General features: G+C 71.8%; 20 protein-coding genes, 1 tRNA gene and 2 pseudogenes. 11 read left to right on the forward strand and 12 right to left on the reverse strand.

Translation table 11 applies throughout. The features are described from left to right. Positions 1–310 precede the first annotated feature (310 nt). From ACZ49B_RS36550 to ACZ49B_RS36575, 6 genes and pseudogenes are all read right to left on the reverse strand, one after another. A complete protein-coding gene (locus ACZ49B_RS36550; protein ID WP_468314941.1) occupies positions 311–1,171 on the reverse strand; it encodes a TIGR03619 family F420-dependent LLM class oxidoreductase in 861 nt (286 codons plus the stop codon). Positions 1,172–1,302: 131 nt separating this feature from the next. Continuing rightward, positions 1,303–2,556, reverse strand: coding sequence for an ADP-ribosylglycohydrolase family protein (locus ACZ49B_RS36555; RefSeq protein ID WP_468314943.1), 1,254 nt, complete (start codon positions 2,554–2,556; stop codon positions 1,303–1,305). 379 nt (positions 2,557–2,935) lie between these two features. Next, the gene (locus tag ACZ49B_RS36560; RefSeq protein WP_468314945.1) at positions 2,936–5,500 is read right to left on the reverse strand and encodes a bifunctional FO biosynthesis protein CofGH; all 2,565 of its coding nucleotides are present in this window, start codon (positions 5,498–5,500) and stop codon (positions 2,936–2,938) included. Positions 5,501–5,540: 40 nt separating this feature from the next. Beyond that, positions 5,541–6,323, reverse strand: a complete 783-nt coding sequence (locus ACZ49B_RS36565; RefSeq protein WP_468314998.1) for an SDR family oxidoreductase — start codon at positions 6,321–6,323, stop codon at positions 5,541–5,543. A gap of 115 nt (positions 6,324–6,438) precedes the next feature. Further along, a pseudogene (locus ACZ49B_RS36570) lies at positions 6,439–6,591 on the reverse strand (sigma factor-like helix-turn-helix DNA-binding protein); the annotation flags it as partial. A gap of 34 nt (positions 6,592–6,625) precedes the next feature. Next, positions 6,626–6,766: pseudogene (locus tag ACZ49B_RS36575) on the reverse strand (PLP-dependent aminotransferase family protein); the annotation flags it as partial. Positions 6,767–6,901: 135 nt separating this feature from the next. Between ACZ49B_RS36575 and ACZ49B_RS36580 the strand changes: the two are divergent. After that, entirely contained in the window at positions 6,902–7,756 is an 855-nt protein-coding gene (locus ACZ49B_RS36580) for a hypothetical protein (RefSeq protein ID WP_468314947.1), read from the forward strand. Positions 7,757–7,921: 165 nt separating this feature from the next. Here the strand turns inward: ACZ49B_RS36580 and ACZ49B_RS36585 are convergent, their stop codons facing one another. The 3 genes from ACZ49B_RS36585 to ACZ49B_RS36595 all read right to left on the reverse strand — a co-directional run bounded on the left by ACZ49B_RS36585 (position 7,922) and on the right by ACZ49B_RS36595 (position 10,245). After that, complete coding sequence (locus tag ACZ49B_RS36585; protein ID WP_133897754.1) at positions 7,922–8,134, reverse strand: DUF397 domain-containing protein; 213 nt, start codon at positions 8,132–8,134, stop codon at positions 7,922–7,924. 222 nt (positions 8,135–8,356) lie between these two features. After that, the gene (locus ACZ49B_RS36590) at positions 8,357–9,241 is read right to left on the reverse strand and encodes a helix-turn-helix domain-containing protein (protein WP_468314950.1); all 885 of its coding nucleotides are present in this window, start codon (positions 9,239–9,241) and stop codon (positions 8,357–8,359) included. A 263-nt stretch (positions 9,242–9,504) separates the two neighbouring features. Next, on the reverse strand, positions 9,505–10,245 hold the full coding sequence (locus tag ACZ49B_RS36595; RefSeq protein ID WP_030302629.1) for a GOLPH3/VPS74 family protein: 741 nt from the start codon (positions 10,243–10,245) through the stop codon (positions 9,505–9,507). A gap of 172 nt (positions 10,246–10,417) precedes the next feature. On the opposite strand from ACZ49B_RS36595, the gene ACZ49B_RS36600 reads away from it, so the two are divergent. The 4 genes from ACZ49B_RS36600 (at position 10,418) to ACZ49B_RS36615 (ending at position 16,641) form a co-directional block, all read left to right on the forward strand. Next, positions 10,418–13,381, forward strand: coding sequence for a D-alanyl-D-alanine carboxypeptidase family protein (locus ACZ49B_RS36600; protein ID WP_468315001.1), 2,964 nt, complete (start codon positions 10,418–10,420; stop codon positions 13,379–13,381). A gap of 153 nt (positions 13,382–13,534) precedes the next feature. Further along, positions 13,535–15,454 carry an MFS transporter gene (locus ACZ49B_RS36605; protein WP_468314952.1) on the forward strand — a complete coding sequence of 640 codons (1,920 nt, stop codon included), beginning with the start codon at positions 13,535–13,537 and terminating at the stop codon, positions 15,452–15,454. Between the two features lie 119 nt (positions 15,455–15,573). Continuing rightward, the gene (locus ACZ49B_RS36610) at positions 15,574–15,777 is read left to right on the forward strand and encodes a hypothetical protein (RefSeq protein WP_389412597.1); all 204 of its coding nucleotides are present in this window, start codon (positions 15,574–15,576) and stop codon (positions 15,775–15,777) included. Between the two features lie 279 nt (positions 15,778–16,056). Next, positions 16,057–16,641, forward strand: coding sequence for a sortase domain-containing protein (locus tag ACZ49B_RS36615; protein WP_468314955.1), 585 nt, complete (start codon positions 16,057–16,059; stop codon positions 16,639–16,641). Between the two features lie 159 nt (positions 16,642–16,800). Here the strand turns inward: ACZ49B_RS36615 and ACZ49B_RS36620 are convergent. After that, a tRNA-Arg gene (locus tag ACZ49B_RS36620) sits at positions 16,801–16,873 on the reverse strand. Positions 16,874–16,979: 106 nt separating this feature from the next. Between ACZ49B_RS36620 and ACZ49B_RS36625 the strand changes: the two genes are divergently transcribed. Beyond that, positions 16,980–17,300, forward strand: coding sequence for a hypothetical protein (locus tag ACZ49B_RS36625; protein ID WP_468314957.1), 321 nt, complete (start codon positions 16,980–16,982; stop codon positions 17,298–17,300). Between the two features lie 103 nt (positions 17,301–17,403). Then, on the forward strand, positions 17,404–18,279 hold the full coding sequence (locus ACZ49B_RS36630) for an FAD binding domain-containing protein (RefSeq protein ID WP_468314959.1): 876 nt from the start codon (positions 17,404–17,406) through the stop codon (positions 18,277–18,279). Positions 18,280–18,288: 9 nt separating this feature from the next. Here the strand turns inward: ACZ49B_RS36630 and ACZ49B_RS36635 are convergent, their stop codons facing one another. Then, a complete protein-coding gene (locus ACZ49B_RS36635) occupies positions 18,289–18,771 on the reverse strand; it encodes a RidA family protein (RefSeq protein WP_468314962.1) in 483 nt (160 codons plus the stop codon). Positions 18,772–18,889: 118 nt separating this feature from the next. Next, entirely contained in the window at positions 18,890–20,167 is a 1,278-nt protein-coding gene (locus ACZ49B_RS36640; protein ID WP_468314964.1) for a M6 family metalloprotease domain-containing protein, read from the reverse strand. A gap of 247 nt (positions 20,168–20,414) precedes the next feature. Between ACZ49B_RS36640 and ACZ49B_RS36645 the strand changes: the two genes are divergently transcribed. The 4 genes from ACZ49B_RS36645 to ACZ49B_RS36660 all read left to right on the forward strand — a co-directional run bounded on the left by ACZ49B_RS36645 (position 20,415) and on the right by ACZ49B_RS36660 (position 25,054). Then, positions 20,415–21,152 carry a TetR/AcrR family transcriptional regulator gene (locus tag ACZ49B_RS36645; protein WP_468314967.1) on the forward strand — a complete coding sequence of 246 codons (738 nt, stop codon included), beginning with the start codon at positions 20,415–20,417 and terminating at the stop codon, positions 21,150–21,152. A 92-nt stretch (positions 21,153–21,244) separates the two neighbouring features. Continuing rightward, positions 21,245–22,783, forward strand: a complete 1,539-nt coding sequence (locus tag ACZ49B_RS36650) for an MFS transporter (protein ID WP_468314970.1) — start codon at positions 21,245–21,247, stop codon at positions 22,781–22,783. A 148-nt stretch (positions 22,784–22,931) separates the two neighbouring features. Continuing rightward, positions 22,932–23,699: a dioxygenase family protein gene (locus ACZ49B_RS36655; RefSeq protein WP_468315002.1), complete on the forward strand. Its 768-nt coding sequence runs from the start codon at positions 22,932–22,934 to the stop codon at positions 23,697–23,699. Positions 23,700–24,076: 377 nt separating this feature from the next. Next, positions 24,077–25,054 (forward strand): sigma-70 family RNA polymerase sigma factor, encoded by a 978-nt coding sequence (locus ACZ49B_RS36660; protein WP_468314973.1) that lies wholly within the window; start codon positions 24,077–24,079, stop codon positions 25,052–25,054. Positions 25,055–25,096 lie beyond the last annotated feature (42 nt).

The following is a 25,096-nucleotide window of genomic DNA, read 5'->3' on the forward strand; positions in this document are numbered from 1 at the left end:
AGGGTGGCCGCAGGCCATCGCGTAGCGACGCGACGACGAAGGAGGAGCGCCCTTGAGGGACCGGCACGACACGGAAGGACAGTGGACTGACGGGAAACCCCCGTACTCCCTCTGATGCCGGATGAGCGGACCCCGCCACTCGGGGATCCCGCCCCCGCAACGCAGTCCGGGCCGCCAGCGCAACGGCCGGCCCCGGGCTTGCTGTGAGGGTCCGCTCCCTGCTGCGTCTGCGCTTGCGCTGGCCCGGCATGTGGATCAGCCCCCTTTCGGGGGCCATCGTCGGGCCGACCGTGCGGCCGCGTCGAACGAATTAGAGGTACTGCGCGAAGTCGTCCAGGACGCGGAGGATCTCGGCCTCCTCGGCCGACGGGAGCTGGAGGACGACCTCCTCGATGCCCAGGTCCGCGTAGTGGGCGAGCTTGCCCGGGTTCGGGTGGACCGCATACGGGACCACCTGGAGGTTCTTCGGGTCGCGGCCCGCGGTTTCCCACACCTGGCGCAGCACCGGCAAGGACTCGGAAAGTCCGCCGCCGCCGATCGGGAGCCAGCCGTCGGCGTGGTCGGCGATGGCCGAGAAGAGCTTCGGGCCGGCCGCGCCGCCGATCAGGGTGCGGGGGCCGTGCAGGGGGTGGCCGGGGCCGAGTTCGCGCGGGGGCTGGACCGGCTTGGGGTGGGCGGCACTGGCCTGGACGGAGGAGAACTCGCCGACGTACGCGGTGGGTTCCGGGGCCCACAGGGCGCGCATCAGGGCCATCCGGTCCCGGACCAGTTCGCGGCGGGTGCGCCACTCGACGCCGTGGTCGGCGGCCTCCTCGACGTTCCAGCCGTAGCCGATCCCGAGGGTGAAGCGGCCGCCGGAGAGGTGGTCCAGGGTGGCGATCCCCTTCGCGAGGTCGATCGGGTCGTGCTGGGCGACCAGGGTGATGCCGGTGCCGAGCGTGAGGCGCTCGGTCACGGCGGCGGCCTGGGCCAGGGCGACGAAGGGGTCGAGGGTGCGCCCGTACATCTCCGGGAGCTCGCCGCCCATGGGCGCGGAGGTGTCGCGGCTGACCGGGATGTGGGTGTGCTCGGGGAGGTAGAGCCCGGCGAACCCGCGCTCCTCGAGGGAGCGGGCGAGGCGGACGGGGGAGACGGTGTGGTCGGTCAGGAAGATGGTCGTGGCGATCCGCATGGCTGAGGGCACCTCCGTGGCTCTTCGGGCTGTCCGGGTGTACGGGTTCCCCCTGGCGTACGGGTGGTCCGTGACGCCCGGGACCGGCGGAGGTCACGCTACGGCCTGCGCGTCGGATTGTTGAGGGGGCGTCAGCCGACGGGGTAGCGGGTCGGCCAGCCGGAGGCGGGGACCGCCGGGCCGTGCAGGGTGGGGCCCTGGGTCATCTCGAGGGCGAAGTCGTCGGCGATCTCCAGCAGGGTGGCGCGGCCTTCGAGGTCCGCGAGCCAGGCGCCCGGGAGGGCGGTCTCGCCGTGGAGGGCGCCGAGCAGCGCGCCGCAGAGGGAGCCGGCGGCGGTGGAGTCGCCGTCGTGGTTGACGGCGAGGCGCAGGCCGGACGGGACGTCCTCGGCGACCAGCGCGCAGTAGACGGCGACGGCGAGGGCGTCCTCGGCGCCGTCGCCCCCGCCCCCGCCGTGGCCCCCGCCCGCGGCGACGGCTGCGACCGCCTCCGCGGAGGGCGGCCCCTGCGGGACGGCGGCGACGGCGCGTTGGAGGGCGTCGGTGACGCTCTGGTGGCCCGGGCGGGCGCCGAGCAGGCCGAGGGCGCGCTGGATGGCCGCGTCGAGGGAGTCGCCGCGGGTGAGGCCGTGGACGATGACGGCGAAGGCCCCGGCGGTGAGGTACGCGGCGGGGTGGCCGTGGCTCTGCGCGGCGCACTCGGTGGCGAGCTGGAGGACCAGGGCGGGATCCCAGCCGACCAGGAGGCCGAAGGGGGCCGAACGGGTGGCGGCGGCCGCATCGCGGGCGGTGGGGTTCTTCGGCTGGTCGAGGGTGCCGAGTACGTCGTCGGCGAAGCCGGTCATGCAGGCGCGCTCGGGGCCGCGGCGGGCGTACAGCCACTCCTGCCGGGCGAGCCAGCCGTTGTCCTTGCGGCGCTCGTCGGGGCCCCAGTCGTGCTGGGTGGCGGCCCAGCGCAGGTACGCGCGGTGGATGTCGGTGGGCGGGTGCCAGGCGCCGGTGTCGCGGCGTACGTGGGCGCGGATCAGCCCGTCGACGGTGAACAGGGTGAGCTGGGTGGCGGCGGTGACCGTGCCGCGGCGCCCGTACGCGGGGGCGGGCCCGGTCAGGCCCTGCGGGCCGTGCGCCGCGCGTACGGCGTCGAGGGGGAGGCCGGCCAGGGGGGCGCCGAAGGCGTCGCCGAGGGCGGAGCCGAGGAGGGTGCCGCGGACGCGGCTGCGGAAGTCCTGCTGCTCGGCGCGCCCCCAGAGCCCCACGGCCCTACGGGACCGCCCGCCGGGGGTCCCGGACCGCCCGCCGGGGGTCCCGCCGGACGGTGCCTCCGTGCCGGGCCCGGCCGGTGCCGCGTGCTCTTCGGTCGGCTTTTCGGTCGTCGTGTGGTTCATCGCGATCCCCCTGCCCTGCCCCGTCAGGCTCTGGCGCGCACTGTAATGGACACGTCTGATCGAATCCGGAGGCAGGTCCTCCAGCGGCCCGTATGCGCGCGCAGAAAGGCCGGATCGCGTGCAGGGACCTGCAGACATCTCGTTCACATCCGGTCCGAAAGGGCCGGCAGGTGCCCAGGTGGCGCGCCTTGGTCGACAAGTGGCACATTTTGCCACTCACTGTGGAGCCGGTCGGTTTCGGCCATGTCTCGTTCATGCAGAGTTCTTCGGCGGCCCACAGCCTCGAGGGCATGAAGAAGGCACGCCTGATCCCCCGGCAGCACGACGAAGGCCCGGCCGGGATCCCTCCCGGCCGGGCCGTTCGGCCGTCCCCGTAGCCTTAGTCCAGTACGGGCAGCAGCTCCGGCAGGTGCCCGTCCGAGGCGCGCGCCGCCTGCTGCCGCTCCTGCGGCACCTCCCCGTACAGCGTCGTACGGGCCTTCGCGGGCCGCCCGGCGGCCTCCGCGACGGCGATCAGGTCCCGTACGGACTTGTACGAGCCGTAACTCGATCCGGCCATCCGGGAGATGGTCTCCTCCATCAGCGTGCCGCCGAGGTCGTTGGCCCCCGACCGCAGCATCTCGGCCGCGCCCTCCGCCCCCAGCTTCACCCAGCTCGTCTGGATGTTGGTGATGTGCGGGTGCAGCAGGATCCGGGCCATCGCCGTCACCGCCCGGTTGTCGCGGACCGTCGGTCCGGGCCGCGCGATGCCCGCCAGGTACACGGGCGCGTTGGTGTGGATGAACGGCAGCGTCACGAACTCCGTGAAACCGCCCGTCTGCTGCTGGATCCGGGCCAGCGTACGGAAGTGCCCCAGCCAGTGCCGCGGCTGGTCCACGTGCCCGTACATCATGGTCGACGAGGACCGGATCCCGAGCTCGTGCGCCGTCGTGATGACGTCGATCCAGTCCGCCGTCGGCAGCTTCCCCTTGGTCAGCACCCAGCGGACCTCGTCGTCCAGGATCTCCGCCGCCGTGCCCGGGATGGAGTCCAGCCCGGCCTCCTTGGCGGCCGCCAGCCACTCCCGTACGGACATCCCCGTCCGCGTCGCGCCGTTGACGACCTCCATCGGCGAGAACGCGTGCACGTGCATCCCCGGCACCCGCTGCTTCACCGCGCGCGCGATGTCGAAGTACGCCGTCCCGGGCAGGTCCGGGTGGATGCCGCCCTGCATGCACACCTCGACCGCGCCCACGTCCCAGGCCTGGGCGGCCCGGTCGGCGACCTGGTCCAGCGACAGCGTGTACGCGTCGGCGTCCGTACGGCGCTGCGCGAAGGCGCAGAAGCGGCAGCCGGTGTAGCAGACGTTCGTGAAGTTGATGTTCCGCGTGACGATGTACGTGACGTCGTCGCCCACCACCGACTTGCGCAGGTCGTCCGCGATCCGGCACAGCGCGTCCAGCGCCGGGCCGTCCGCGTGCAGCAGGGCCAGTGCCTGCGCGTCGCTCAGCTTCGTCGGATCGTCGGCGGCCTGCGCGAGCGCCGCCCGCACATCGGTGTCGATGCGCTCGGGGACCATGCCGGGCGCCGCCGCCTCGCGCAGCGCGTCCCAGTCCCCGTAGACGTGGTCGAAGTCCTCGCGCCGGTCACCGGTCCGGCCCTCGGTGTCGATGCTGGCGTGCAGATCGGTGCGCCCGTACGAGCCGAACCCCTCCTCCGGCTCCTGCCAGGGATGCCCCTCGACGATCGCGTCGGGGTTCGCCAGCCCCGTCTCCGGATCGGCCAGGGCCCGTACGTGCGGCAGCAGCCGCGGGTCCAGCCACGGCTCGCCGCGCTGCACGAACTCCGGGTACACGCAGAGCCGCTCGCGCAGTGCGAAGCCGGCCGCGGCGGACTGCTCGGCCAGCACGTCGATCTGCGGCCAGGGGCGCTCGGGGTTCACGTGGTCGGGGGTCAGCGGAGAGACGCCGCCCCAGTCGTCGATGCCGGCCCGGATCAGCCGCGCGTACTCCCCGTCGACCAGGTTGGGCGGCGCCTGGAGGCAGCCGGAGGGGCCCATGATGTGCCGGGCGACGGCGATCGTGGCGACGAGGTCGTCCAGTTCGGCATCGGGCATGCCGCGCATGGCGGTGTCCGGCTTGGCGCGGAAGTTCTGGATGATCAGCTCCTGCACACCGTGGTACGAGCGCGAGACCCGGCGCAGCGCGAACAGCGACTCCGCGCGCTCCTCGTACGTCTCGCCGATCCCGATGAGCAGCCCGGAGGTGAAGGGCACGGAGGAGCGCCCGGCATCCTCCAGCACGCGCAGCCGTACGGCCGGCTCCTTGTCGGGGGAACCGAAGTGCGGGCCGCCGGGCTCGGACCACAGCCGCGTGGCCGTGGTCTCCAGCATCATGCCCATCGAGGGCGCGACCGGCTTGAGCCGCTGGAAATCGGCCCAGGACATCACACCCGGATTCAGATGGGGCAGCAGCCCCGTCTCCTCCAGGATCAGAATGGAAATGGCCCGCACGTACGAGACGGTGTCGCTGTACCCCTGCGCCTCGAGCCATTCGCGCGCCTCGGGCCAGCGCTCCTCGGGCTTGTCCCCCAGCGTGATGAGCGCTTCCTTGCAGCCCAGCGCAGCACCGCGCCGAGCGATGTCGAGCACCTCGTCGGGCGACATGTACATCCCGTGCCCCGCCCGGCGGAGCTTGCCGGGGACGGTCGCGAAGGTGCAGTAGTGGCACTTGTCGCGGCACAGGCGGGTCAGGGGGATGAACACGCTCTTCGAGTACGTGATGACGCCGGGCCGCCCGGCGGCCGCGAGGCCGGCGTCGCGGACCCGGGCGGCGGAGGCGGCGAGGTCCTCCAGGTCCGCGCCGCGCGCCTGGAGCAGTACGGCCGCCTCGGTCGCGTCGAGCGCGACGCCGTCGCGGGCTCGCTTGAGCGCGCGGCGCATCGCGTTTTCGGTCGGAGTCGTCATGCGGTGAGCATACGATCCGACGCCCCGGCCGCGGGGTGGCTCATCGCATCAGCTCACCGGCGTTGACCAGCAGGGACTGGCCGGTTATCGCCCGCGCCCGGTCGGAGGCGAGGAACACGGCGGCGTCCGCGACGTCCCCGTCCGTGGCAAGGTCGGGCAGCGCCATCCTCTCGGTCAGCCGGGCGTGCACCTCGGCTTCGGGGACGCCCTCGGTGTGCGCGGTGAAGGTCACGAACGCCTGCACGGGCGGCCCCCACATCCACCCGGGCAGCACCGTGTTGACCCGGATCCGGTGCGGCCCGAGCTCGCGGGCCATGGAGTACATGGCAGACGTCAAAGCCCCCTTGGAGGCCGCGTACGCCGCCTGCTGCACCTCGTTGGGGGCGGCGACAGCGGACTGCGTGCCCACGATGACGACGGACCCGCCCCCCGCCTTGAGCCCGTCCAGACAGGCCCGGGTCATCCGCAGCGTGCCCAGCAGGTTCACGTCGATGATCTGCGACCACGTCCCGAAATCGGCGTCCTCGAGCCCGCCGAAGTACGAATCCCAGGCGGCGACGTGCACGACGGCATCGATCCCCCCGAACCGGGCCCGTGCCAGCTCGGCCAGGGCCGCGCACTGCCCCTCGTCCGTGATGTCCGTCGGCAGGTATGCCGTACGGGTCCCCTCGGGATCGATCTCGGCGGCGGACTTGGCGAGGTTGGCCTCGGTCCGCGCCCCGAGCACGGCGTTCCCCCCGTCCCGCACCACGGCCGCGGCCACCTGGTGCCCGAGCCCGGCCCCGACCCCGGAGACGATGACGGTCTTCCCTTGCAGCAGCATGCGCGTGGCCTCCCGGCGAGGGGTGTCGTACATCTGACGGTGCGTCAGGCTACGGCGGGAGGGCGTACGAGGGAAGGGGGGTGGTGGTTCCGGCGTCTCCCGGCCGCACCGCCGGTCAGCGGCGGCGGTCCTCGAGGCGGCCGCGGAGCTTGTGGTTGCTGCGGTAGAGGGACTTGCGGACGTTGTGCGGCTCGGTGTCGAGGGCCTCGGCGATCTGGCGGGTGCTCATGTCGTGCAGGTGCGCCATGACGAAGATGCGGCGCTCCCGGTCGGTGAGCGTGGACCGGAGGAGGGCCCACGGCCACCGCCAGGGCCAGCCGCCCCAGCCCCTCCCCGATCTCCTCCGGCGTGTGCGTCGTGAACGACAGGCGCAACGTACGAGGATCGGGTGTGCCCGTATAGAAGGGCGCTCCCGGAACGAATGCCACGTCGCAGCGCCGTACGGTCCCCCGCTCCTCGGGTGGAGACGGGTGGGCGCATCCCAGCCACGAAAAGATGCATACGGCACCTATATGTCAGGGGGTGGAACGCCGCGCATCCTCTCCCCATCTGATGCGGCATCAGCTAGACCGTTCCCCATGACGACCGAAGACCGAAAGAGCCAGGACACCCACCCCGACGCCTACGCCGAACTGGCGGCCGTGGGCCCCTACGGCGTCCGCCCCGGCCATGCGCTGATCACCATGGTCGAACCGCACCCGGGCCACGAGTACGCGTACAACCGCTGGTACGAGGACGACCACTACTACGCCGGTGCCATGGCCATGCCCTGGATGTACGCGGGCCGCCGCTGGGTCGCCACCCGCGAACTCCAGGAACTGCGCTACCCGGAGAAGTCGGCCGTCGCCCAGCCCGTCACCGCCGGGTGCTACATCTCCACGTACTGGGTCACCGAGGGCCGCTACGACGAGCACATGAAGTGGACCGTCGGCATCAACAAGCGGCTCAACCGGGACGGCCGCGTCTACCAGGACCGCACCCACGTCTTCACGTCCTTCCAGGACCACGAGGCCACCGTCTACCGCGACGGGGCCGCCGGCCCCCGGGACTTCCACGCCCTCGACCACCCGTACGCCGGCCTCGTCGTCCAGGTCGTCGATGCCGACGGCCCCGAGCAGCGGCCGGAGCTGCTGGAGTGGCTGCGCTCGCGCGCCCTGCCGAAGCGGCTGCACGGCTCGCCGGCCGCGATGGTGACGGTCTTCCGGCCGACCCCGCTGCCCGGCGACCGGATGACGTACGTCAAGCAGGTCGAGGGGGTCGACACGCGGCTGACGCTGCTGTGGTTCCTGGAGGCCGATCCGCGCACCTGCTGGGACCGGTTCCGGGGGCTGGACGCCGAGGTCGCCGAGGCCGGGCTGGGGCGGGTGGAGCTGGTGGCGCCGTTCGTCCCGACGGTGCCGGGGACGGACCGGTACGTGAACGAGCTGCGCTAGCCACTTGGCCCCGGACATGGCCGAGCCCCCTCGGCCGGGACGGCGGGCCAGTCGAGAGGGCTCCAGTCAGTGGTGCAGGTAGTGCAGGTGTTGCAGGTGGTTCCGGTAATGCAGTTGTTGCGCGTGGTGCAGCAGGGGGATCGGCGGGGTCGTGCGCCGTGACGTTCAGGCGAGGCGCCCCAGCCGGCCCTCGGTGACGTCGGCCACGAACGAGGTCCAGGAGCCCGGCGCGAAGGTGAGGGACGGACCGTCCTGCACCTTCGAGTCGCGCACCGCGATGGCCTCCATGACGGGGGACTTGACCTCGACGCAAGCGCCGTTTCCGCCGGAGTAGGAGGACTTGGTCCAGTTGTCCGTGGCGCCCTGACGAATAGCCATGTTTCTCTCCGGTTCAGCGAGTTGTGCCAGTGAGGTGTCGGCCATTTCGGTTTCCCTGTCCGACGTGATCGACGCTACCGGCACCTCTCGAAGGGCGAAGGGGTCATTCACCCGACCGAGTGGCATATTCCATTCAGGGCTTCTGTGGCCGGGGAGCGACGGTGTACCGTACCGGCCCCCCTCGCCACCTGCCCGCCGACGTGGTGTCCGCTGCCTCCGGTTTTACTTCCCCTTGCCCGCATACTGGCCGATGATCTCGGCGATGAACTGACGTGTCTGTTCCACATTGAGCGCCTGCGCGCGCAGGTGCTCGTACATCACGCTGTACTTCTGAACGTCGTTGGCCTTCTCCAGGTACAAATCGCTCGTCACGCCCTCGATGTAGACGACCGTCGAATCGGACGCGTCCGGGAATTCCAGGATGGCGTACTGGCCGTTCACGCCCGGGTGGGCGCCCATCGAGAACGGCATCACCTGCACGGTGATGTACGGCTGCTCGGACTGCTCTATCAAGTACTCGAGCTGCCTGATCATCAGCTGGGGGTCGCCCACGTGCCGCCGCAGCGCGGCCTCGTCGATGACCGCCCACAGCCGCAGCGGCCCGACCTCCGGGTTGTTGTTGTCCGTCTCGGAGAGCCGTTTCTGCCGGTGCATCCGCACCTGGACGCGCTTCTCCACGTCGACCGGGGCCGTCTCGGGCAGCGCGCCGCGGATGAGGGCCTGGGCGTACTCCGGGGTCTGGAGCAGGCCGGGCACCATCTGGGGTTCGTACGTGCGCAGGCTCGCGGCATCGGTCTCGAGGCCGATGTATACGCTGTACGGGATGTCGCCGAAGGCGTGCCACCAGCCCTGCTGGCGGGAGTCCTTGGCCATCTGCATGAGGGAGTCGACGAGCCGGCGGTCCTCGACCTCGTACACGTCGCACAGGTCGCGGACGTCGCGCTGGCTGATGGAACGGCGGCCGTTCTCCAGCCTGCTGATCTTCGACTGGGAGACGAGCAGGCGCTCGGCGACCTGCTCGGCCGTCATGCCCTTGTCTTCGCGGAGCTTGCGCAACTCCATGCCCAGTCGGCGGCGTCGGACGGTGGGATTGACATTGGACGCCACTTGAACGGCACCTCCGCCTTCTTCTGGTTCTGTCTCTCTGCGTGTCTGATGGTGAGCAGACTGCCACCGAAGGGCGGGGCGGCGCCGGAGAACGGCCCGGAAATGCAGACGCGCGGGACGGCGGGGCCGGCGGACCGGCCTCGCCATCCCGCGCGCTGGCGGCTCCCGAACCGGGTCATCGGGGACGCCGGTTGCGGCGATGGCGGTTCGGTGGAGCGGTGAATCCGTGGTGCCGTGATGCCGTGAATCGGTGAAGCAGTGGATCAGTGCGCGGCCGCGCGGGCCATCGCTCCCGTCCGGCGTGCCTGCAGCGGAACGCCGTTCGCCGTGGCCCGGGCGGGCGGCGGTGCCGCCGGTGCGCGGTCACGGCGTGGCTGCGCAGCCACACCGTTCTGGACGTCCATGACGGCGTGCGCCACGAGTCCGCCCATCGGGTCGTGCCGGATCAGATCCCGCAGCCGGGACCTGGACGACCGCCCCTCGTTGCCGGGGTACAGGTGCTTGCCGAGTCCGACCGCGTGGGCCAGTGCGGCGAGCGCCGCGGTCCGCGGGTCCGGCGGTACGCCGGTGCGGATCGCACTGTCGAGCCGGGCACGGATCTCCCGGCTGATCGCCGTGTCGGTCGCCTGGTAGCGAGTCGTCGGCAGCACTCCGCACATCTGTCCCGCGACGGCATGCACCATGCCGCAACGCTCCAGATGAGCGAGGTAAATCTGGCGGAGCCCCAACCGGGGTCCACCGATCCAGTGGACGGCCCGTACCGGGCTGCCGCGCCTGCGCAGCAGTTCCAGTGCGGAGTCCAGAGTCGGATCTCCTGTCGGCCGTGGCATCACCACGGCGATACGATCCCCGTCAGGGGCTATCCGTCCTGCCAGAGCCAGCTCTACTAGCTGTGCCCCGGCCAGGCCGAGGTCGAGCGACTGCGGCTGCGCCGTGGTACCCGTGGTCGGGTCCAAAGCGAGCAGCAGAAGCTCCTCCGGAATTGTTCTGCGGCTCCTGCCCATCCATGCCTCCCCGCGTGGATGAGTGACAGGGTGACGCCTCTCACATTCATCTGTCGAGAGCGCGTGGTCGCTTTGTGGGGGAACCCGCAGCTATGTCGTTCTCGTCTAGCACGGGGGCGATGCCCCCTAGACGGGACACTGTTAGACATTCGGACAGCCGGACGTGGTGGCGATGGAGGAGGAACTGGTGGCGGGCGAGTCCCCCGACAAGTCGGTTGATGAAGGAGCGTCGGGGGCGGCGATGTCCTCCGCGGAGCGCGACCCGAGGTTGTCTGTGTTCCGGCCGCGGGAACCCGAGTCCGGGACCGCCTCCGCGTCCACCTCCGGCTCTGGTTCCGGCTCCGGCTCAGGCTCAGGCGAGGGCAAGGGCCGGGATCCGCTGCGCGAGGCGGTGGCGGCGTGGGTGGCGACGACCGACGCGGAAGCCGACGGCCCTGCCGCGGACCCCAAGCCGGGCGCCGGGTCCTCCGGACGGGTGGACTCCGAGGCCGCTGCTGAGCCCGAGGCCGAGCCCGAGAGCGACGCGGCCCCGGCCGACAGCGAGCGCACCGCGGTGTTCCGCGCCCCGAAGCCGGACACGGATGCCGCTGACGCCGATTCCGATTCCGACGCCGGTTACGACGCCGACGCCGACGCCGACGTCGATTCCGCTTCCGGCTCGGATTCCGCTTCTGCGGACGAGCCGTCGGACGCCGAGAAGCCGCGCTCGGAGTCGGCCTCCCCCAAGGGCGGTACGGGTACCCCCGCGTCCGCGGCTGCGAAGCCTGCGCCTGCCGATGCCTCGGCCGACAAGCCGGGCTCACCTTCCGCTTCCGCGGGCAAGCCGGCGGGCGGCAGCGAGCGCACCGCGGTGTTCCGCGTTCCGAACGCAGGTTCGGCCCCCGCTTCCGCCGGTGCGGCGGCCGGGAAGCCGGGCGCGGCTCCCGTCCGTGACGGCTCGGACGATTCGGCCGCGGACAAGCCTGCGGATGCCGCTCGTGCGGATTCCGGTTCGTCGTCGGCCGCTGACAAGCCTGCCGGCGCCGACAGTGAGCGCACGGCGGTCTTCCGTGCCGTGAAGCCGGGCTCGGCGTCCCCGCCCCCGTCCGCCTCCGCTTCGGCTTCGCGCAAGGGCGGTAAGGACGCCGCTGCCGCGGACGAGCCGGCGGCGGACAGCGAGCGCACCGCCGTCTTCCGTGCCGTGAAGCCGGGGAGCGGTACGGGCGCCTCGGCGGCCGCCGCCGAGAAGCCGGTCGACGGTGACCGAAGCCCTGCCCGTGGTTCCGCTTCCGGTGACGCCAAGGGCGCGGCCCCCGCCGATGCGGGGGACAGCGAGCGCACTGCCGTCTTCCGGGCTCCGAAGCTGGATTCCGCTTCGGGTGCCCCGAAGGCTCCCGCCGCCGGCAAGGCCTCCGACGAGCCGGCGGCCAGCGAGCGCACCGCCGTGTTCCGTGCTCCGAAGCTGGATTCCGCTTCGGGTGCCCCGAAGGCTCCCACCGCGGGCAAGGCCTCTGACGAGCCGGGCGACAGCGAGCGCACCGCCGTCTTCCGGGCCGTGAAGCCGGACACGAAGGCGTCGCCGCAGGCGTCGGCATCGGCATCGGCGTCGGCTCCGGCGTCGGCTCCGGCGTCGGCTCCGGCCCCGGAGAAGCCCGCCGCCTCCCGCCCCGTGCCGCCGAAGGCGGTCGGCGGGGAGCGGGCCAGTACGTTCGTGCCGCTGCGCAAGGACGACGGCCCGGCGGCCAAGCCCGCGGCTTCGGCTCCGGCATCGCCGGCCGCCCCTGGCGCCCCTGCCGCGGCCCCCGCGCCCGCCGCCCCGAAGCCGGTCGTCGTCCCCGAGCGGACCGAGCGGACCACGCAGCAGCCGCTGCCGCCCAAGCCGCCGCTCGACATGCTCGCGGACCTCACGAACAACCCGCCCCCGCCGCCGAGCCCCCTGCGCACGGCAATGCGGCGGTTCAAGATCTACGCCCCGCTGGTCGCGCTCCTCGTGATCATCCTCGCCGTCATCCAGCTCGTGCGCCCGCTGCCCGAGCCGAAGCTCACGATGACCGCGAAGTCCTCGTACACCTTCGACGGCGGCAACCCGGTCCTGCCCTGGCCGAAGGAGGGCCAGGCCCACATGGCCGCGGCGGGCCTCGGCACCGTCGGCAGCTTCGGCGAGCAGAAGCCGATCGCCATCGGCAGCGTCGCCAAGACGATGACGGCGTACGTGATCCTGAAGAACCACCCCCTCAAGAAGGGGGAAAAGGGTCCGATGATCGACGTCGACAAGACCGCGGTCGACGACGGCAACAAGGACTCCGAGGGCGAGTCCACGGTCAACACGCTCAAGGCGGGCGACAAGATCTCGGAGTACGACGCCCTCGCCGCGATCATGATCCCGTCGGCCAACAACGTCGCGCGGCTGCTCGCGCGCTGGGACGCCGGCGGCGACCAGGACGCGTTCGTCAAGAAGATGAACGACGCCGCCAAGGAACTCGGCATGACCAACACCACGTACACCGACCCCTCGGGTCTGGACGCGACGACGGTCAGCACCGCCGAGGACCAGGTCAAGCTCGGTCTCAAGGTCGTCGAGATGCCGGAGCTGATCGCCATCACCAAGCTGCCGGAATGGTTCGACCCGTCCGGCAAGAAGTGGCGGAACTACAACACCCTCATCCCGTTCAACGGCGCCCTCGGGATCAAGACGGGCTCCACCACCAAGGCAGGCGGCAACCTGCTCTTCGCCGCGGAGAAGCAGGTCGGCAAGACCAAGCAGCTGATCGTCGGAGCGGTGCTCGGCCAGCACGGCAGCCCGATCCTCGACACCGCCATCGCGGCCAGCAAGCAGGTCATGCTGGCCACGCAGAAGATGCTGGTGGACGCGCCCGTCGTGACGAAGGGCGCGGTCGTCGGGTACGTGGACGACGGCCTCGGCGGCCGTACCCCGGTGATCGCGACCGGCGACGTGGCGGCGGTCGGCTGGCCCTCGCTCACGGTCGACATCAAGCTGGTCGGCGGGGAGGGCAAGCTCCCGCAGAGCGCCAAGGCCGGCACCGAGATCGGCGTGCTGACCGTCGGCGAGGGGGCCAGCCAGGTGAAGGTGCCGGTGGCGCTGCAGAGTGATCTCCTCGCGCCCGGCATCGGCAGCAAACTGACCCGTGTCGGCTGATCGCCGGCATCGGTGAGCTGACCGCGTGATTCGGCGCCCCGGGCAACCCCGGGGCGCCGTGGCGCGTCTAGCGACCCGGGAACGGGACCCGAGAAGGGCCGCAGATGTTCGATCCATGTGCCGGGAACGCCCGGAAGGCCGGGGAGCACGGCAGTGACCACTGCTGAACAGCAGAGCCAGAGCCAGGGACGGAGCGCACCAGCCGCCGCCGGAGGAACCGGTGTGCCCGGGGCCGGCTCCGGCTCCCTTTCCGTTTCCGGCTCCGTCCCCGTCTCCGCTTCCGCGCCCGCGCCCGGCGGCGCAGGGGCCCCCGGGGTCCTCGGCTGGGCCCGCCGGCACCCGGTGCTGGTCACCACCGTGCTCGCCGCGGTCCTGCACGTCGTCTGGTTCTTCAGCTTCGCCAACAGCGGCGGCGACCTGGCCGCGCAGGACGCCTGGGCCGAGTTCGTCGGCCGCCATCCGGACTCGGCGTACAACCTCGCCTGGTACGGCGGCATGCACCCCGTCTCGTACAGCGTGGTGTCCCCGTACGTGATGTACATGATCGGCGTCCGGACCACGATGATGGTCGCCGGCACGGTCTCGGCCGGGCTGCTCGCGCTGATCCTGACCCGCTGCCGCGGCACCGTCCGCGAGCCGCTGTGGCCGGCCCTGGCGGGGGCGTACGGGCTGCTGTGCAACGCCCTGTCCGGCCGGGTCACCTTCGGCCTCGGCGCGATGTTCGCGCTCGGTGCCGTCGCCGCCGTCTTCTGCTGGCCCCGCAAATGGGCGGAGCGGCGCTGGGCCAAGGCCGCGGTGGCGGCCCCGCTCGCCGCGCTCGCGACCGCCTCCAGCCCCGTCGCCGGACTGTTCCTCGGGGTGGTCGCGGCCGCGCTGTTCCTGTCCGGACGGCGGCCCGGGGCGTACGCGCTGGGGCTGGCCCCGGCGGCGGTCGTCGGGCTGTCGGCCTGGCTGTTCCCGTTCTCCGGGACGCAGCCCATGAAGATCGGCTCGGCCGCGCCGCCGTTCCTCTTCGGGCTGGCGATCCTCTTCCTCGTACCGAAGCGGTGGAAGACGGTCCGGATCGCCTCCGCCGTCTACGCCTTCGGGGTCCTGCTGACCTGGGCGATCGACTCGCAGGTCGGCTCGAACGTCACCCGGCTGGTCATGCTGTTCGGCGGGGCCGTGCTGCTCGCGGCCCTCCCGTACGCGGTCCCGCGCACCCGGCACTGGTACGCGGTGCTGCTCGCGTTCGCCGGGATCAACATCTGGATCACCGCCAACAGCATCACGGACATCGTCCGCACCACTCCGGTGGCCGCCTGGAACCGGGAGCTGGCCCCGCTGGTCGACCAGCTGAAGAAGGCGGGCGCCGACCGCGGCCGGGTCGAGGTGGTCCCGGCCAGCAGCCACCGCGAGTCCTCGGCCTTCCCCGCGTACGTGAACCTCGCGCGCGGCTGGAACCGGCAGGCGGACCTCGAGCGGAACCCGCTCTTCTACGACGACACCCTCACGGCCGACAGCTACCGGGAGTGGCTGGACCGCTGGGCCGTGCACTACGTGGTGCTGCCGGCCGACAAACCCGATTCGGGCGGCGAGGACGAGGCGAAGCTGGTGCGCGGGGGGCTTCCGTACCTCCAGCAGGTGTGGGGCGACGCGAACTGGCGGCTCTTCAAGGTGGACACGCCGACGGACCTGGTGTCCGGGCAGGCCACGGTGGTGCGGGCGGGCGCGGACCAGCTGGTCGTCGACGTGAAGGCGGCCGGGCGGGTGCTCGTACGGATCCCGCACTCGCCGTGGCTGGGGCTGGTGGACGCCGCGGGCAAGCCGGTGCTGCCGCCGCAGGAGACGTTCGCGTCGAAGGCGCGCAGCGGGGGCGCCGGCTCGGGCTCGGGCACGCTGCCGAAGGAGTACGCGAACACGGCCGGGTGCCTGTTCAAGGCCGCTCCGGACACCGCGGGCGATGTGTGGACGGAGCTGCTGGCTCCGGGCCCCGGGGTGTACCGGGTGGCGGCGAAGTACCAGCTGCCGCGGGGGACGCCGTGCCCGGAGGAGCTGACCCGCTGGGTGGCGGGGGCGGCGCAGCGTCCCTGACCGGGAGGGCGCATCGGGCGGATCGGAGTTTTTACGTGCGGTCCGGGTGCGTTGCTCCGCATATCTGCATACGATCCCAATAGTCCGATTGGGTGCTTCCCGAGGGAGTTGACGACGGGATGAGCAAAGAGCAGCAGAAGCAGGATTTCCGAGAGGCCTTCCAGGCCCAGGAGCCGGATCGGCCGCCGCGTCCGGCAGGCCACGGTTTCGAAGGTCTGGTGCGGAGCAAGGTCAAGGGCGGAGCGCACACGAAGGCGGCCCTCAAGCGGGCCGGCACTCCGCAGGGTGACCGCATCGGCGAACGCAGCCGAGGCCTGAGCTGATCCCACGCCCCACGACTCGCGGCAGCCCTTCCGGTTCCGGCCGGGAGGGCTTTCGTACGTCCGCGACCAGGGACTTTGGTCCTTGGCGGGTCCGCGGGCGAGGATCCGGACAACTGTTACATCACCGACGGATGCCCCAAACATGACCCTCGTAACGTCGGGGTTGTCGCCAGGCCGAACCCCATCAGAGGTGGTCGGCCCGGACCGAGACCAGAGGCGACTTTGACCCGAGGGCTGACCCGTACCGTGCCCAGCACCCGCATCCCCCGCACACGCCGCGTGATCGTGACGACCGTCGTGGCGGCGTCCGTCACGGCGGCCCTGGCCGCCTGCGGCACCGAGCTCCCCCCGGACCCCGAGGTCGGCAGCACCTCGGCGGCCCCCGTCGCGCACCCCACCACGGCCCTCCCGCCGTCGAAGCCGACCGGCATGAAGATCGACGCCGCGGGCGTGGACGCGAAGAAGATGGTCGACCTCTCGGTGGACGCCGCCACCGGCGAGCTCGGCGTCCCGAACGCCGACACGGGCGCGAACGATCCCGGCTGGTGGACCGAGGGAGTCACCCCGGGCGAGAAGGGCGTCTCCGTCCTCGTCGCGCACTTCGACACCAGGCACGGCCCGGCCCTGATGAAGGACGTCAAGAAGATCGCGCTCGGCGATCTCATCGAGGTGCCGCGCGAGAGCGGCAGGACCGCCAAGTTCAAGATCCGCGAGATCGAGGACGTCGACAAGAAGGACTTCCCGACCGACAAGGTCTACGCCGACACGCAGCGCCCCGAACTCCGCCTGCTGACCTGCGGCGGCGAAATCCAGGACGGCCACCGCACGAACAACATCATCTTCTACGCCGACCTGACGCCCTGACCCGTCGGCCCGCACCGACGATCCGTGGAGCCGCTGCCGGCCGACACCGCGACCGGGCCCACGCCCCGTCAGACGGCCGGTCCCACCCACGAGAAGCAGCTGCACACATGCGAAAGGGCCGGCCCGAGAGGATCACCCCCGAACCGGCCCCCAGCCGCGTGCCCCCGGCAGGATTCGAACCTGCGACACCCGCTTTAGGAGAGCGGTGCTCTATCCCCTGAGCTACGAAGGCCTCTGACCGCTGACAGCCTAGCGGATCAGGATGCGGGAGGGCGTCCGTGTTTCGGCGGGGTGGGGGTGGGGTGCGTTTGTCGCTGGGGTAGGGGTGGTAATCGGCCATGATCCTGGATGGCGCCGGGTTGCTCCTGCACTGGGCCCGGGAGCGCGAGGAGTCCTTCCCCGGCGGGGTGTTCTACGCCGACATGAGCCCCCAGGGGCTCGGCGACCCCACCGGGACCGCCGCCGTGCTCGAGTCGTTCATCGGGGTGCTCGGCACGCCCCGCTCCGAACTCCTCGCCACCGAAGCCGCGTTGGCCGCGCGGTTTCGGAGTCTGAGCACGGGGCCGGCGAGCCTCGTCGTCCTCGACGGGGTCCTCTCCGCCGCCCAGGTGGACCTGGAGCGGCTGCTGCCCGGCCCTCCGGGCAGCATGGTGGTGTGACCGGCAGGTTCCGGCTCGGCGCCGTCGAGGGGCCGGCGGCATGGCCGGGGGGAATTCCGCCTGATTCGGTTTGAGCTCGAACACCCCGGTCCATGGGACACCCATGGACTTCCTGCGCCCCGCCGGCTGGGACGAGGCGCTCGCCGCCAAGGCCGAGCACCCCACCGTCGTGCCCATCGCCGGTGGCACCGACCTGATGGTCGAGATCAACTTCGACCACCGCCGGCCGGAGTACCTCATGGACCTGAACCGCATCGGGCTGCTGCGGGAATGGGAGATCGGCGAGGACGTCGTACGGCTCGGCGCGTCCGTCCCGTACACGGAGATCATGGAGCACCTCCGTACGGAGCTCCCCGGTCTGGCCCTCGCCTCGCACACCGTCGCCTCCCCGCAGATCCGCAACCGCGGCAGCGTCGGCGGCAACCTCGGCACGGCCTCCCCGGCGGGCGATGCGCACCCGGCGCTCCTCGCGGCCGGTGCGCAGGTCGAGGTGGAGTCCGTACGGGGCGCCCGGCTGATCCCGATCGACGCGTTCTACACCGGGGTCAAGCGCAACGCCCTGGCCCCCGACGAGCTGATCAAGGCCGTCCACGTGGCCAGGGCCGACGGGCCCCAGCAGTTCTCCAAGGTGGGCACCCGCAACGCCATGGTCATCGCCGTCTGTGCCTTCGGCCTGGCCCTGCACCCGGCGACCCGGACCGTCCGTACGGGCATCGGGTCGGCGGCCCCCACGCCGATCCGGGCGAAGACGGCCGAGGAGTTCCTGGCCGCGGCCTTGGACGAGGGCGGCTTCTGGGAGTCCCGCAAGGTCATCACCCCGTCGATCGCGAAGCAGTTCGGGGATCTCGCGGCCGCGTCCTGCAATCCGATCGACGACATCCGCGGCACCGCCCGCTACCGCCGCCACGCCGTCGGCGTCCTGGCCCGCCGTCAACTCCTGTGGACCTGGGAGGAGTACCGGGCCGGGGGCACCCCCTGACCCGGCGCCTCAGACGCCCATCGGGGTGTGCAGCTCCACGACGACCTCGACCTCCACGGGCGCGTCCAGCGGCAGCACCGCCACGCCCACCGCGCTGCGGACGTGGATGCCGGCGTCCCCGAACGCGGTGCCGAACAGCTCGCTGGCCCCGTTGACCACGCCCGGCTGGCCGGTGAACTGCGGATCGCTGGCCACGAAGCCGACCACCTTGACCACGCGTTTGACGGCGGACAGGTCCCCGGCGACCGAGGCGATCGCGGCGAGGGCGTTCAGCGCGCACTGCCGGGCCAGCTCCTTGGCCTGCTCCGCGCTCACCTCGGCCCCGACCTTGCCGGTCAGCAGCAGTTCGCCGTCGACCATCGGGAGCTGGCCGGAGGTGTACGCGTAGTGCCCGTTGACCAGGGCGGGCACGTACGTGCCCAGCGGGGCGAGCGTCTTCGGGAGGCTGAGCCCGACCGCGGCGAGCCGCTCTTCGGGGGTGCCGGTCGTCATCCGGTTTCTCCTTCACTCTCGTGGCCTGCAGCTGTCGGGACTCGGGACTCGGGACTCGGGACTCGGGACTCGGGACTCGGGACGTAGGGCTCAGGGCTCACGGCTCAGGACTCACGGCTCAGGGGCGGGTGATCCGGACCTGGAAGCTGCCGTTGCGCAGCTCGCCCACCACCGAGACGCTGATCCCGGCCTTGTCGTCGGTGAACGTCTCGCCCGGCCGGAACGGCGCGTCCGACAGCTCCCCGTGCACGTTGGGCCGCCGGGTGCAGCCGCCGCTGCCGTTCGCGCTGTCCGAGACGGTCACGGGCCCGCGCCCGGTGTCCACCTGGGAGTCCACCTTGTAGATCAGTACGCCGGGCTTGCATATGGCCTCGTCGTTCCCGGTCTGCGTGCGCACCTCCACCGCGTACCCGGCGCTCTCCGACACCGGTACGAAGGCCAGCTTCGTGCCGCCCTCCACCCCGAGCGGGGTCAGGGTGTGGTCGCTGACGCCGGATTTCGCGGCGCAGCTGATCTGCGAGCCGTCCAGCCAGCCCAGCTTCCACTTGTGCCAGCCCAGCAGGTCGTTGTTGGCGCCCCAGTCCTCGCTCATGATGTCCCAGTGCCCGACCGCGCCCCCGCCGTCCGGGGTGTACAGGTCGGGCAGTCCGAAGACGTGCCCGTTCTCGTGGGGGAGCACCCGGTAGCCGGTCTCCCGGTAGGAGCCCGATCCGTCGTCCTGGCGGCTGTAGACGAAGGACGTGTTGGCGAGCGGCACGCCGTCGGCCATCGGGGCCTCGCCGTTGCCGGAGAAGGTCACGGAGAGCACGGTGTCCAGGGCGGACGGTCCGGCGTTCGGGGTGACCAGGATGTTGACCAGGTCGTAGCGGCTGAAGTCCACCTCCGAGTCGGCGGCCTTCGCGATGTGCTCGACGAGCTGCCGGTAGCCCGGCTCGTACGCGGAACCGCGCCCGATCCCGTACGCGGCGAACGGCATCGGCATCCGCAGCCAGGTCCTTATCGGCGCCTCGGCCCGGTACGTGAGCCGGCCGTACGAGCTGGTGCGGAACCAGTCGGAGGTCTGGGGGAAGAACTCCGCGAGCCGGTCCAGCGCCGCCCCCTCGCCCTTGGCGTCCGGGAAGTCGATCATCAGGTTCAGCGCCCGGACCTCGCCGGTGGAGCGGGAGTACCCGGGCGGGGTCGGCATGCCCTCGGACATCTGCACGCCCATGGCGCCGGTGATCCGGCAGGGCGCCAGCGCGGACTCGGCGCTCGTGGCCACGGGCCCGGCCGCGGAGTGGCTGCGGTCGGCTATGCCGGTGCTCGCGGTGGCGGTGACGCCGAGGGCCAGCGCGGTGAGGCCGATGTAGGCGCCGGCACGGCGTGGCGTGCGTATCCGGCGGCGGGTCTGCGGCATGGAGATCGCCTTCGGGTCCGCGGCAGCCGGCCGGGCCCGGACTGCGCTCTGTGCGATCACCCTCTGTCGGGCGCGGCGCGCCCGCGCGTCGGGTGCGTCCGAACGGGAACCGATCTGTGACTCAGGTCACACATGAGGGTGAAATAACCGGGGACGCAATCCCCGTTTGTACGGGAGTCCCGCAAAGCGGGGACCAGCTCCCCGTTTGAGGGCGCGGGTACGAGTCCCAGGCCCAGGGAGGCCTCGAATGAAGCGCTCCACCACCCTCGCGGCGGCCCCGGCCGCCCCGGAGGCGGCCGTGGGCCTGTCGGGCACGGGCCTGTCGGGCGACGACCGGACGCCCGCGGAGCGCGCTCCCAGGCCCGTCCCGCGTCCGCGTGCGGACGCCGTCCGCAACCGCGAGCGGATCCTGGTGGCGGCGCGCGAGGTGCTCGTTGAGCTGGGCTCGGGTGCGCCGTTCGACGAGGTCGCCCGCCGCGCGGGCATCGGCAACGCCACGCTCTACCGGCACTTCCCCGACCGGGCCGCCCTCGTCCACCACGTCGTGCTCTTCGTCATGGACCGGGTCACGGCCCAGGCCGAGGACTCGCTCGCCGAGGAGCCCGACGCCTTCGCCGCGCTGTGCCGCTTCACGCACGCCGCCGCGGACGAGCGGATCGGGGCCCTGTGCCCCATGCTCGCCGGGGACTTCGACGGCGAGCACCCCGAACTGGTGGCGGCCCGCGAGGCCTTGGCGGAAGCCGTCGAGGCCCTGGTGACGGCCGGCCAGGAGGCCGGGCTGATCCGCACGGACATCGGCGTCGGCGACCTGATGGTCGCCCTCTCCCAGCTCAGCCGACCCCTGCCGGGCATCAGCTGCACCGAGGTGGAGGGGTTCGTCCACCGCCATCTCCAGCTGTTCCTGGACGGGTTGCGGGCCCCGGCCCGCTCCGAGCTGCCCGGCTCGGCGGCCACCCTCGAGGACCTGAGGCAGAAAACCATGTGACGCCCCGGGTCGGGCCCGCTAGCGTCGTAAACCCGCCTTAAACATTTCAAACGTATTTTTTCAGTCATTCCGCATACGAAATGGGTATCCCCATGCCAAAAACGGCCGCGACCCTCGCGCCGGCTGCCGATCCCAGTCGCTGGAAGGCACTCGTCTTCATAGCCCTGGCGCAGCTGATGGTCGTCCTCGACGCGACCATCGTGAACATCGCCCTCCCGTCCGCCCAGACCGACCTCGGCATCTCCGACGGCAACCGCCAGTGGGTCATCACCGCGTACGCGCTGGCCTTCGGCGGGCTGCTCCTCTTCGGCGGACGCATCGCCGACAAGTGGGGCCGCAAGAACGCCTTCATCGTCGGTCTCATCGGCTTCGCCCTGGCCTCCGCGCTCGGCGGCGCCGCCAACGGCGAGGCGATGATGCTGGGCGCCCGCGCCCTCCAGGGTGCCTTCGGCGCACTGCTCGCCCCGGCTGCGCTCTCCCTGCTGGCCGTCATGTTCACCGACGCCAAGGAGCGCGCCAAGGCCTTCGGCATCTACGGTGCGATCGCCGGCGGCGGTGGCGCCGTGGGCCTGATCCTCGGCGGCTTCCTCACCGAGTACCTGAACTGGCGCTGGACCTTCTTCGTCAACATCCCGTTCGCGATCGCCGCGGCCGTGGGTGCCTGGCTGGTCATCCGTGAGCCGGCCGGCGGCCGCAACCGCGCGCCGCTCGACATCCCCGGTGTGGTCCTGTCCACGCTCGGCCTCGTCGCGCTGGTCTACGGCTTCACCCGCGCCGAGTCGGCCGGCTGGTCCGACGCGGTCACCGTGGCCATGTTCGTCGGCTCGGCGGCGCTCCTCGCGGCCTTCGTGTTCGTCGAGTCCCGCGTGAAGTCCCCGCTGCTGCCGCTGCGCGTCCTGCTGGAGCGCAACCGCGGCGGTGTCTACCTCTCCCTGGGCCTGGCCGTCATCGCGATGTTCGGCCTGTTCCTCTTCCTGACGTACTACCTCCAGGTCGTGAAGGGCTTCTCGCCGGTCAAGACCGGCTTCGCCTTCCTGCCGATGATCGCGGGCATGATCACGGGCTCAACGCAGATCGGCGCCCGCCTGATGACCCGCGTCCCGCCGCGCCTGCTGATGGGCCCGGGCTTCCTGGTCGCCGGCCTCGGCATGCTGATGCTGACCCAGCTCGAGGTCGGGTCCTCGTACCCGGCGCTGATCCTGCCGGCGCAGCTGCTGCTGGGCCTCGGCATGGGCACGGCGTTCATGCCGGCCATGTCCCTGGCGACGCACGGGGTGAACCCGGCCGACGCCGGTGTCGCCTCCGCCATGGTCAACACCTCGCAGCAGGTGGGCGGCGCGATCGGCACCGCCCTGCTGAACACGATCGCCGCCTCGGCGACCACCGCGTACCTGACCGACCACGCGGCCGAGGCCGCGGCGGGCGGTCCGGCGGCGAAGCTGATCCAGGCCCAGGCGATGGTGGAGGGCTACTCCAGCGCCATCTGGTGGGCGGTCGGCATCCTCGTCGCCAGCGCGACCATCGCCCTGACGCTGATCAACACCGGCCGTCCGGGCGCCGGCGGCCCCGTCGCCTCCGGTGACGGCGCGGGCGCCGACGCCGAGGTGAAGGTCCCGGTGATCGCCCACTGACGCGGCTCGGGGAACCCCGGGAATGACTGCCGACCCCGTGTCGTTCAAATTTGAACGACACGGGGTTAGTCTTGTGTCCGGCCCCGTGCTGACGAACGAGGAGCGCCCCGTGACGACCATCCCGACCCCCGCCGAATCCCCGGCCCGCATGCCGGCGCTCTACCTGAGCCACGGCGCTCCGCCGCTCGCCGACGACCCGGTCTGGCCGGGCGAGCTCGCCGCCTGGTCTGCCGCGCTGCCCCGCCCCCGCGCGATCCTGATGGTCTCCGCGCACTGGGAGGAGGCCCCGCTCGCCCTCGGCGCCACGGAGCGGGTCCCCCTCGTGTACGACTTCTGGGGCTTCCCCGAGCACTACTACGGGGTCCGCTACGACGCCCCCGGCGCCCCCGCGCTCGCCGCCTCCGTCCGGGCCCTCCTGCACGCCCCCGGCACCCCCGTCCAGGACATCCCGGACCGCGGCCTCGACCACGGCGCGTACGTCCCGCTCGTGGAGATGTTCCCGGAAGCGGACATACCCGTCCTGCAGATCTCCCTGCCCACGCTGGACCCGCGCCGCCTGATGGACATCGGCCGCAAGCTGGCGCCCCTGCGCGACGAGGGCGTCCTGATCGTCGGCAGCGGCTTCTTCACGCACAACCTGGCCGCGCTGCGCCACACGGGGCCCGGCGTCCCGTGCTGGTCGGCGGAGTTCGACGCGTGGGGCCGCGAGGCGCTGGCCGCGTCCGACATCGACGCGCTGCTGGACTTCGAGGCCAAAGCCCCGGCGGGTAGCCTCGCCCACCCCCGTACGGAGCACTTCGCCCCGCTCTTCGTCACCCTCGGCGCCGCGGACGCCGCAGGCGACCTCGCCCGCCGCTCCGACGCGGTCGACGGCTTCTGGATGGGTCTTTCGAAGCGGTCGGTCCAGTTCGGCTAGGAATGGCCCGGTTGTCCAGGCAACCGGAAACCGGCGAGGGCCGTCTTCAGGGTTGGAGTGCAGCGCGGCACTGTCGCGGCGTGTGACGGTGGTCTCACGGACGCGGCGCCCGTACGGGTCGGCGAAGGCTTCCGGGCCGGCCTCGAACGTGGGCCTGACCTGCACCTCTTCGAGCTCTGACGGCATCCCGCCCGTCCCCTGCGCGAGGGCGGCGGGGCAGGATACTGCAAGATCTCGATAAAGAGGGATCGCGTGGGAATTCTGTCCCGATTCCAGTCGTTGTTTCCTTCGGAAGCGGGCACTCGGGAGAGTGTCCAGGGACGCGGAGCCGCGTTCCACAGCCGCACCGCGACCTAACACATTGCAAGGGAGCACGCATGGCAACCCGCGCCGTCGCCCGTCGTCAGTCCAGGGGCAGCGCCCGCGCTGTGGGCGGGGAGATCGCCGACCGCGACCTGGTGGGCATGTACCTGGACGAGATCGCGCGTACCCCGCTGCTCGACGCGGCCAAGGAAGTGGAGCTCTCGCAGATCATCGAGGCGGGCGTGTACGCCCAGCAGATCCTCGACGGCGAGACGGAGCGCGAGGGCGAGACGCCGTCGCGCGAGGAGCTGGAAGCCCTGGCGGCCGAGGGAGAGCGCGCCAAGGAGATCTTCATCCGCTCCAACCTCCGCCTGGTCGTGGCCGTCGCCCGCCGCTACCCGCGCAGCGGCCTGCCCCTGCTCGACCTGATCCAGGAGGGCAACGCCGGCCTGGTCCGCGCCGTCGAGAAGTTCGACTACGCCAAGGGCTTCAAGTTCTCCACGTACGCCACGTGGTGGATCCGCCAGGCCATCACCCGCTCCATCGCCGACCAGTCCCGCACCATCCGCCTCCCCGTCCACCTGGTCGAGGAGCTCGGCCGGATCCGCCGGATCCAGCGGGAGTTCAACCGGGAGAACGGCCGGGACCCGGACCACGCGGAGATCGCCGCCGAGCTGGACTCCACGGAGAAGCGCGTCGGCGACGTCCTGGACTGGGCGCGCGACCCGGTCAGCCTGAACATGTCCGTGGACGACGAGGGCGAGACGCAGTTCGGCGACCTCCTCGAGGACACCTCCGCGATCTCCCCGGAGCAGTCCGTCCTGTCGCTCCTGCGCAGCGAGGAGCTGGAGGACCTGCTGGGCAAGCTGGACCAGCGCACGGCGTCGATCATCAAGATGCGGTACGGCATCGACGACGGCCGCGAGCGGACGCTGACGGAGGTCGGCAAGCAGCACGGCCTGACGCGGGAGCGGATCCGCCAGATCGAGAAGCACGCGCTCCTCGAGCTGAAGCGCATGGCCCGCGACACGGGCTTCGACGCAGTGGCCTGACCCGGCCCGCGCGAAGCCCCCTCGAACGAGCCCTCGGCGTCT

It is taken from the genome of Streptomyces sp. NPDC031132 (genome assembly GCF_055570595.1).